Raw genomic sequence first — 8,177 nt, 5'->3', positions numbered from 1 at the left:
CCCGCTGCTGCCCTACCTGGCCGAGGCCGGCGTCGACGCCGAGCAGGTCGCCGAGCCCGACCCGGCCGCGCTGGTGGACCTGGCGCGCCGGGAATCGGCCGGCGGGGGCGGGAGCGTGGTGTTCGTCGCCGCGCAGGACGGCGACGAGCGGCTGATGCGCGAGGTCGGGCGGCTCGTCGTGGACGACCCGCTGGACGTCGAGGCGCTGCACGGCTCCTACGACCTGCCGGGCGCGCGGCTGCTCGACCTGGTCTCGGTCATGGACACGCTGCGCCGCGAGTGCCCGTGGGACCGCAAGCAGACCCACGAGTCGCTGGTGCGGTACCTGCTGGAGGAGGCGTACGAGGTGGAGGACGCCGTCTCCGGCGGCGACCTCGCCGCGCTGCGCGAGGAGCTCGGCGACGTGCTGATGCAGGTCGCGTTCCACTCGGTCGTGGCGTCCGAGCGGGACGACGAGACCGCGTTCACCATCGACGACGTCGCGGCCGGGATCGTCGACAAGCTCGTCCGGCGGCACCCGCACGTGTTCGCGGACGTGACCGTCCGGGACGCCGACGAGGTGAACGCGAACTGGGAGCAGATCAAGGCGGCCGAGCGGGCGGAGAAGAAGGGCGAGGCGGCCTCGGTGCTGGACGGCGTCCCGATGGGCCAGCCCGCGCTGAGCCTCGCCGCGCAGCTCCAGCGCCGCGCGGCGCGCGTCGAGCTGCCCGAGGACGCCTACGAGGTGCCCGGCTCCGACCTGGTCGGACGGCTGTTCTCGCTGGTCAGGCAGGCGCAGGCGGAGGGCGTGGACGCCGAGGCCGAGCTGCGCGCCGCGGCCCGCGAGTTCGCCGGACGCGTCCGCGCCTGGGAGCGCGCGCACCCCACCGCCTCCGAGTAGCGGGGTCCGGAGGGCGGCCAGACAGCGGTTCGGCCCGTCCGGGCGGCGTCGGCCCCGCGGCCGGGAACGCCGTCCTGCAGGCCGTTCGGCAGGGGCGTCCGGCCGGAACCGGACCGGTCCGACGAAGATCGGCGAAGGTCTGGCCGGGCCGTGGCCCGCCGTTTACCCTGGGGCGGTGCTGCCTGGTATGCGGGACGACGAGATACCGGACAAACTCCGCGCCGTCCGGGGCCTGTTCGGCTTCGGTGTGCTGGCCGGGATCCTGGTCGCGCTCCTGCTGCTGCCCACGGCGTTCACCGCGGGCGTGTCCACCCGGGACGCCGCCGGCTGGTTCCAGGACATCCCGGACGGCGTCGACACCAGCGGCGTGCCCGAGCGGTCCACGATCCTGGCGGCGGACGGCAGCTCGATCGCGACGTTCTACTACCAGAACCGGATCGACGTCCCGCTGAAGCAGATCGCGCCGGTCGTGCGGCAGGCCGTCCTCGCGATCGAGGACAGCCGGTTCTACCAGCACGGCGCGCTCGACTCCAAGGGCACGCTGCGCGCGCTGATCAGCAACCTCGGGTCGGGGCAGGTCACCCAGGGCGGCTCGGGCATCACCCAGCAGTACGTCAAGAACCTGCTGCTCACCCAGGCCACCAACGACAGCCAGCGCAAGGGCGCGACGGAGCTGTCGGCGGGCCGCAAGATGCGCGAGCTGCGGTACGCGGTCGCGCTGGAGAAGCGGTACTCCAAGGACGAGATCCTGCGCCGCTACCTGAACATCGCCTACTTCGGGGACGGCGCCTACGGCGTCGAGGCGGCGGCCCGGCACTACTTCTCCAAGACCGCCGCGAAGCTGACGCTGCCGGAGGCGGCGCTGCTCGCGGGCGTCGTCCGCTACCCCTACGCCTACGACCCGGTGAACCATCCGGACGCCGCGCGCCAGCGCCGCGACGTGGTGCTCGCCCGGATGGCGCAGCTGGGCTGGCTCCCGCAGGCGACCGCGGACGCCGCCGCCAGGCAGCCCGTCCGGCTGCACGTCCACCAGGCGCGCAACGGCTGCGTGAGCAGCGGCGCGCCGTTCTTCTGCGACTACGTGCAGCGGGAGATCCTGACGAACGCGGTGTTCGGCAAGACGCGGGCGGACCGGGAGAAGCTGCTCAAGCGCGGCGGCCTCACGATCCGGACGACGCTGAACTGGCGGATGCAGAAGGCGGCGCAGAAGGCGGTGGACCGGCACGTCCCGCCGAAGAACTCCGCGCACAAGGCCGCCGCCGAGGCGCTCGTCGAGCCGGGAACGGGCGCGATCCGGGGGATGGCGGTCGACCGCGACCTCGGCCCGGACGACGAACGCGGCAAGACGTGGATCAACTTCGCCGCCGACGCCGACCACGGGGCCAGCATCGGCATGCAGTCGGGCTCCACGTTCAAGGTGTTCACGCTGGCCGCCGCGCTCCAGGACGACATGCCGTTCGGCGCGATGCTGGACGCGCCCACCTCGTTCACCCCGACCGGCTACCGGAACTGCGACGGCAGGCGGGTCGGCGACCACACCGAGCTGCGCAACTCCGCGGACGGCGAGGGCGGCAGGCAGTTCTCGCTGGTCACCGGCACCTGGCACTCGGTGAACACCTTCTTCCTCCACCTGGAGAAGGAGGTCGGGCTCTGCGAGACCGTGCAGATGGCCGAGAAGCTCGGGATGCGGCAGGCCAACGGCAAGCCGCTGGAGCAGTACCCGTCGTTCACGCTGGGCTTCAACCCGGTGTCGCCGCTGCGGCTCGCCGCCGCGTACGCCACCTTCGCCGCGCGCGGGAAGTACTGCCGTCCTATCGCGATCACCTCGGTGACCGACACGGCCGGCAAGCAGCGGAAGATCCCGTCGGCGGGCTGCAAGCAGGTGATCGACAAGGGCGTGGCGGACGCCGTGAACTACGTGCTGCGGGGCGTGCTGACCAAGGGCACCGCGGCCGGGTCGGGGATCGGGCGTCCGGCGGCCGGGAAGACCGGCACCGTGGACAACTTCTCGGCGGCCTGGTTCGCCGGGTACACCCCGGACCTGGCGTCGGCGGTCTGGGTCGGCGATCCGCGCGGCGGCTACAAGTACCCGATGGACGACCTGTGCATGGACGGGGAGTGCTTCGGCGAGGTGTTCGGCGCGACGATCCCGGCCCCGATCTGGCAGGACACCATGTCGGACGCGCTGGACGGGGTGTCCGAGAGCGACTTCCACGATCCGCCGTCGCACTACTTCAGCATGGGCGACGGCGAGACCGACCCGAACAAGGAAAAGAAGGACAAGAAGGACAAGAAGGATAAGAAGGGCGACAAGAAGGGGGACAAGAAGCGCGGCGGCGACCCCCTGCCCGGAACCACGCCGACCCTCGAACCGAGCCCCGGCGCCAAGCGCTGACCCGGACGGCGGCCCGGACGACGGCCCGGACCGCGCCCCCACCGTCCCCTGATCCGTTCCCGATCTCGGCCTCGCCCGGCGCGCTGACCTGCGCGGTCGTGTGGTTTGGCGGACCCTGGGTAGATCATCTCCGACGGGGGAAACGGGGGAGAGCCGCATGCGTGCCATCGCCGTGTCGGAGTACGGCGCCACGCCGTCGCTGATGGACCTCGACCGGCCCGAGCCGGGTCCGGGCGAGATCCTGGTCAAGCTGGTCGCCGCGGGGGTGAACCCGTACGACTGGAAGGTCGCCGACGGCGCGATGAAGGGCGCCGTCGAGGCGTCCTTCCCGCTGATCCTCGGCCAGGACGGCGCGGGCGTGGTCGAGGAGGTCGGCGAGGGCGTCGACCGGTACCGCACCGGCGACCAGGTGTACGGCTCGTTCGGCGCGGTGCCGCGCGGCCTCGGCAGCTACGCCGAGTACGCCGTCGTCGCGGCGGACGGCCCGGTCGCGACGATGCCAGAGAAGATGGTCTACAGCCAGGCCGCCGCCGTCCCGACCGCGAGCATGACCGCCTACAACCTGGTCGAGACGACCGGGGTGGACGAGGGCAAGACCGTCCTGGTCTGCGGCGCGACCGGCGGAGTGGGGCAGGCGGTGGTCCAGCTCGCGGCGCTGAAGGGCGCGCGGGTGATCGCCACCGCCGGGCCGGACATGACCGACACGATGCTCGGCCTCGGCGCGGACCAGACCGTGGACCACCGCGAGGGCGACCTGTTCGAGTCGGTCACCGAGGCCCATCCGGACGGCCTGGACATCGTGATCGACCTGGTCGACGACGAGCGGCGGCTCGACGAGCTCGCCGGGGCGGTGCGCAAGGGCGGGGTCGTCGCGTCCACGATCGGGCAGGCGAACACGGCGGGGCTGAAGAAGCGCGGCATCCGGGCGGTCAACTTCGTCAACAAGGCGTCCAGCGAGCTGCTGGCGACGCTCGCGGAGCTGATCGACCGGGGCAAGCTGACCGTGCGCATCGACCGGGAGGTCGATCTGGCCGACGCCCCGGCGGCGCTCGCCGAGGTCAAGCGCGGCGGCGCGCGGGGCAAGCTCGTCATCCGCCTCTGACGCGGGCCGGGGACGGGCCTGATGGCGGAGCCTCCGGGCGGGACGGCGGAGCGCCCCGGCGGGACGGCGGAGCCGGGACCGGTCGCCGCGCGGGTGCCGGAGGGGCTGCGCTCCTTCCTCGCCACCGAGACCGGCAGCACGCTCGTGCTGCTCGCCGCGACGGCCGCCGGGCTGATCTGGGCCAACCTGCCCTGGCACGACTCCTACGAGGAGTTCTGGGAGACCGGCCTCTCGGTCATCCTCGACGGCGACGAGCTCGGCCTGACCCTCCGCGAGTGGGTGAACGACGGCCTGATGGCGCTGTTCTTCTTCGTCATCGGGCTGGAGATCAGCCGCGAGGTCAAGGTCGGGCAGCTGCGCGAGCGCCGCGTGGTGGCCGTCCCGGCGGTGGCCGCGCTCGGCGGCATGGTCGTCCCCGCGCTGCTCTACTACGCGGTCAACGCGGGCGGGCCGGGGTCAAGCGCCTGGGGCATCCCGATGGCGTCCGACACGGCGTTCGTGCTCGGGCTGCTCGCGGTGATCGGGGCGCGCTGCCCGGACCCGCTGCGGGCGTTCCTGCTGACCCTCGCGGTCGTCGACGACATGGGCGCGATCTCGGTCGTCGCGATCTTCTACACCGAGGACCTGTCGGTCTGGCCGCTGCTCGCCGCGTTCGGGCTGTTCGCGCTGATCGTGGCCGTCCGGTGGCTGAGCGTCGGGCGCGGACCGGTCTACCTCCTGCTCGGCCTCCTCGTGTGGGGAGCGGTGCTGCGCAGCGGCGTCCACCCGACGATCGCCGGGATCGTGCTGGGCGTCCTGGTGAACGTGTACGCGCCGCCCGACACCGAGCGGCTGCGCGCCGGGGAGCTGGTGCAGGCGCTCCAGCGCGACCCGAGCCCGGAGCTGGCGCGGGCGGCGCGCCGCTCGGTCGTGTCGACCGTGTCGGTCAACGAGCGCCTGCAGTACCTGCTGCACCCGTGGACGGGCTACGTGATCGTCCCGCTGTTCGCACTGGCCAACGCGGGCGTCCGGCTCGACCCGGAGTCGCTGCGGCGCGCCGCGACGTCCCCGGTCACGCTCGGCGTCGTGCTCGGCCTGGTGGCCGGCAAGTTCGCCGGGATCGCGCTCGGCACCTGGATCCCGCTGCGCCTCGACTGGGGCGACCTCCCCGGGAGGCTGGTGTGGGGGCAGCTGCTCGGCGGCGCGGCGGTCGCGGGCATCGGGTTCACGGTGTCGCTGTTCATCACCGACCTCGCCTTCACCGACCGGCCGGACCTGCAGTCCCAGGCGAAGATCGGGATCCTGGCCGGATCGCTGCTGGCCGCCGGGCTCGGCTGGCTGATCTTCCGGCTGGTCTGGGACCGCGGCGGGGTGTGCGCGCCGCCCTCGGGCGGGACCGAGCCGGACGCCGCGAACGAGCCGCTGCCGCCGGTCACGTCCGCCGACCACGTCCTCGGGCCGCCGGACGCCCCGGTCACGCTGATCGAGTACGGCGACTACGAGTGCCCGTACTGCGGGGCCGTCCAGCCCGCGGTGGACGAGCTGAAGCAGCGGTACGGGGACCGGCTGCGACTGGTGTACCGGCACTTCCCGCTCCAGCAGATCCACCCGCACGCGATGCCCGCCGCGCTGGTCGCCGAGGCCGCCGCGACCCACGGCCGGTTCTGGGAGATGCACCACGTGCTGTTCGCGCACCAGCTCGCGCTGAACGACCGCGACCTGCTCGCCTACTCGAAGCGGATGGGCTTCTTCCCCTGGGAGGACGTCCGGGAGCTGGAGCACAGGGTGGGCGAGGTCAGGCGGGCCGGGCAGCGCGCGGGGATCACCGGGACGCCGACCTTCTTCCTGAACGGCGTCGAGTACGGCGGCTCCCACGACCTGGAAGGGTTCAGCGCCGCCGTCGAAGCGGCCCTGGCCGCGGCCGACGCGCGGGACGGTCAGTCGGGCTCGGGGGAGTAGCCGCCGGGACGGGTCTCCGCGTGGAGGTCGTCGGCGAAGGCGTCCTCCTCCGGCGGTCTGCCACGCCTGTCCCGGACGGCGGTGACCTCGGCGGGACGGTCGTCCCACTCGGTCTCTTCGCGCCGCCGGTCGCCGCGCCGGTACTCCTCGGCGTTCTCGCGCACGATGCCGAGGCGGCCGTCGTCCGGCTCGGGGTCTCCCTCGATCACCAGGTCGGCGGGCGGGTCCTCGATGTAGCGCTCGGTCGAGCGGGTGGTGTACTCCTGCTCGTCGTCGCCCATCTCGGTCTCGTACCTGAGCTGCTCTTCCTCGTTCTCTCCGTGGACCATGAGTCCCTCCTGCCTAGCCCTCCCCTGGGTGATTCCCGGGGAGGGAGGGCGTTATGTCCGGTCAGCTAGGGGAATATCACCCGGCATGACCTCATCTGACCTGCGGAAACGGCTGGAGAACGTCGAAGCGACCCTGAAGCGGCTGCGCGGCGAGGGCGCCGATCTGGGCGAGGAGTCGGCATCGATCCCGCAGGACTACGGCGACGCGGGCCAGGACCTCCAGATGCGCGAGGAGCTCCAGGGCCAGATCGCCGACCTGGAGGCCGAGCGCGACAAGATCAGGTCCCAGCTGGAGCAGCAGGGCAGCCCCGACAAGGCCGACCGGCCGCGCCACTGAGCCGCCCTGTTCACCGTCCTCTACGTCCAGGTTACGCCGCTTTCAGGTAGCGGTTCCGGACGATCACCAGCGCCGTGCCGTAGCCCGCCAGGACGGCCGCCAGCAGCGGCACGGCCGCGACCGGCAGCGGCGCCAGCGCGAGCGGCCCGGCCAGCGGCGACAGCGGCAGCAGCAGCGCGGTCAGCGCCAGCAGGCAGGCCGCCGCGACGACCGTCCGGGCCGCTCGCGGCGACCCCCTGCGGCGGCCGCGCCCGCGCAGCACCAGCAGGGTGAGGGCCTGGGCGAGCAGGTTCTCCACCAGGAAGCCGGTGTGGAACAGGGCCACGCCGCCCGGTCCCGAGCGGGCCTCCAGCAGCCACCAGAACAAGCCGAAGGCGGCCAGGTCGAACAGCGCGCCGAGCGCGCCGAACACCGCCGCGAACCGGGCCAGTTCGCGCGCGTCGAAGGTGCGCGGGCCGCGCAGGTCCGCCGGGTCGACCCGGTCGCGGGCGAGCGAGAGCTGCGACAGGTCGAACAGCAGGTTCTGCGCGAGCACCTGGAGCGGCAGCAGCGGCATGAACGGCAGCAGCACGCTCGCCGCCAGCATCGACGCCACGTTCCCCACGTTCGACGTCACCGCGATCCGGATGTACTTGACGCCGTTGCCGAACGTCCGGCGGCCCTCGGTGATGCCGTGCGCGAGCACCGACAGGTCGCGGCCGGCGAGCACGACGTCGGCGGACTCGCGGGCCAGGTCCACCGCGCCGGTGACCGAGATCCCGACGTCGGCGGCGCGCAGCGCGGGCGCGTCGTTGATGCCGTCGCCGAGGAAGCCGACCGTCCGGCCGGTGCGGCGCAGCGCCCCGACGATCCGCGCCTTCTGCCTTGGGTCGACGCGGGCGAACACGGGGGCGGTGCCGTCCGGCGGGGCGAGCAGGGCGTCCAGGGCGGCGTCCGGCAGGTCGTCCAGCTCCGCGCCGAGCACGACGCGGCCGGGGACGAGGCCCGTGTCCCGGCAGGTCCGGACGGCGACGAGCGGGTGGTCGCCGGTCACCACGACCAGTGCCACGCCGAGCCCCGCGAGCCGTTCCAGCGCGGCCGGGGCGGACGGGTCGGGCTCGTCCCGGAACCCGACGAAGCCGAGCAGCGTGAGGCCGCGCTCGTCGCCGGGCGCGTAGTCGCGGCGGGCGGCCGGACGGTCCGCGACGGCCACCGCG

General features: G+C 73.3%; 7 protein-coding genes. 5 read left to right on the top strand and 2 right to left on the bottom strand.

Features of this window, described 5'->3' with window-relative positions; translation table 11 throughout:
* From mazG to nhaA, 4 genes are all read left to right on the top strand, one after another.
* Positions 1–880: nucleoside triphosphate pyrophosphohydrolase (gene mazG / locus AB0J52_RS18495; RefSeq protein ID WP_500182818.1), on the top strand; the 880-nt coding region annotated here is incomplete at its 5' end.
* Between the two features lie 175 nt (positions 881–1,055).
* Positions 1,056–3,275: a transglycosylase domain-containing protein gene (locus AB0J52_RS18490; protein WP_500182817.1), complete on the top strand. Its 2,220-nt coding sequence runs from the start codon at positions 1,056–1,058 to the stop codon at positions 3,273–3,275.
* A gap of 157 nt (positions 3,276–3,432) precedes the next feature.
* Positions 3,433–4,377: an NADP-dependent oxidoreductase gene (locus AB0J52_RS18485; RefSeq protein ID WP_500182816.1), complete on the top strand. Its 945-nt coding sequence runs from the start codon at positions 3,433–3,435 to the stop codon at positions 4,375–4,377.
* A 21-nt stretch (positions 4,378–4,398) separates the two neighbouring features.
* On the top strand, positions 4,399–6,315 hold the full coding sequence (nhaA, locus tag AB0J52_RS18480; protein ID WP_500182815.1) for a Na+/H+ antiporter NhaA: 1,917 nt from the start codon (positions 4,399–4,401) through the stop codon (positions 6,313–6,315).
* Here nhaA and AB0J52_RS18475 read toward each other — a convergent pair.
* Positions 6,294–6,644: a hypothetical protein gene (locus tag AB0J52_RS18475; RefSeq protein WP_500182814.1), complete on the bottom strand. Its 351-nt coding sequence runs from the start codon at positions 6,642–6,644 to the stop codon at positions 6,294–6,296. The genes nhaA and AB0J52_RS18475 overlap by 22 nt on opposite strands.
* Before the next feature lie 85 nt (positions 6,645–6,729).
* Here AB0J52_RS18475 and AB0J52_RS18470 point away from each other — a divergent pair, with 85 nt between their 5' ends.
* Positions 6,730–6,981, top strand: a complete 252-nt coding sequence (locus AB0J52_RS18470; RefSeq protein ID WP_500182813.1) for a hypothetical protein — start codon at positions 6,730–6,732, stop codon at positions 6,979–6,981.
* 31 nt (positions 6,982–7,012) lie between these two features.
* Here AB0J52_RS18470 and AB0J52_RS18465 read toward each other — a convergent pair.
* Positions 7,013–8,177 (bottom strand): HAD-IC family P-type ATPase (locus AB0J52_RS18465; protein ID WP_500182812.1); only part of this gene is annotated, 1,165 nt, incomplete at its 5' end.

The sequence above is a fragment of the Spirillospora sp. NPDC049652 genome (assembly GCF_040675125.1).
GTDB lineage: Bacteria > Actinomycetota > Actinomycetes > Streptosporangiales > Streptosporangiaceae > Spirillospora.
The sequence above is the reverse complement of the archived record's forward strand: the minus strand, read 5'-3'. Positions and strand labels throughout refer to the sequence as shown.

Coding starts and splice junctions, on each gene's coding strand:
- AB0J52_RS18485 (WP_500182816.1), top strand. CDS start 3,433: ATGCGTGCCATCGCCGTGTCGGAGTACGGCGCCACGCCGTCGCTGATG.
- nhaA (WP_500182815.1), top strand. CDS start 4,399: ATGGCGGAGCCTCCGGGCGGGACGGCGGAGCGCCCCGGCGGGACGGCG.
- AB0J52_RS18475 (WP_500182814.1), bottom strand. CDS start 6,644: ATGGTCCACGGAGAGAACGAGGAAGAGCAGCTCAGGTACGAGACCGAG.
- AB0J52_RS18470 (WP_500182813.1), top strand. CDS start 6,730: ATGACCTCATCTGACCTGCGGAAACGGCTGGAGAACGTCGAAGCGACC.